Origin of the sequence: Flavobacterium sp. (assembly GCF_017744675.1) — a bacterium.
Taxonomy (GTDB): Bacteria; Bacteroidota; Bacteroidia; order Flavobacteriales; family Flavobacteriaceae; genus Flavobacterium.
In genome coordinates, this window is record NZ_JAGIAV010000013.1 from 1 (window position 1) to 826 (window position 826).

Consider the following 826-nt stretch of genomic DNA (forward strand, 5'->3'; position numbering starts at 1 on the left):
CTCATCATAATAGTTTAGCACAAAAACATACAATCGGCTGTCAGCAGTGACGGCTGTCAGATTGGTCTGGATAAAGTGCTGCTTTGCCGCTTTTACAAGCAGTATATTCTCAACGCCTTTTGCTTTCTGAACCAGCACATCTGCGCTCCCTTTATCAATGCTCTTGATCGCATAAGGGAAAACGATGCTTGTGGTTTTGGAGAAGCCAACCTGCAGATTCGTATATTGGTCTTCGTAAAAGACATTGCCTTTTGCCTTTGGCTGAGGGTAAACTGAAACGCAGATCAGCATCCAGCCTATTAAAAACAAATATTCCGCTCTTTTCATTTTTCGCTGTTTTAAGGTTTTAAATTCTTTTGTTTTTCATCATAAAGCAGCACACGGTAACCGGCTTTCACAACCGCTTTTACAAGTTTGGCCTTTTTGCCCATAAGGCTTTTGGCTGCCTCTAGGCCCATTCCTGCAGCCTGAGCTCCCCATGAATCTGAAATCCCGGTGAGGCCCAGAGTCTGAATGGATTGGTCTGCCGATGCTTTAGCCACATCCCTGCTGATCGCTCCGGGAATATAGATGCCGCAAATGCCGTCAATATCATAGACCGCCAGATCGACGGGAAATATCGAATTGCTGTATTGGATATTTGCGATCTTTACCTCCAGCCTCTCTCCTTTTACAGCCGCAATGCCATACAGGAAAGTATTTCTGGGTATAGTCGTTCCCTGAAGGAAAATATCACTGGCAAGCCTTAATTTAACCACTGAGCCATTGATAATGGTCTGGGTCTGGTGCACAACTGCCTCAATTGAGTTTTGCATTTCTTCATCAG

At 44.7% G+C, this 826-nt stretch carries 2 protein-coding genes; both read right to left on the reverse strand.

Translation table 11 applies throughout. From position 1 onward, the window contains the following. A partial coding sequence (locus J7574_RS23110) for a DUF4138 domain-containing protein (protein WP_290974713.1) occupies window positions 1-327 on the reverse strand: 327 nt, incomplete at its 3' end. 11 nt (window positions 328-338) lie between these two features. Next, a partial coding sequence (traM, locus tag J7574_RS23115) for a conjugative transposon protein TraM (RefSeq protein WP_290974715.1) occupies window positions 339-826 on the reverse strand: 488 nt, incomplete at its 5' end.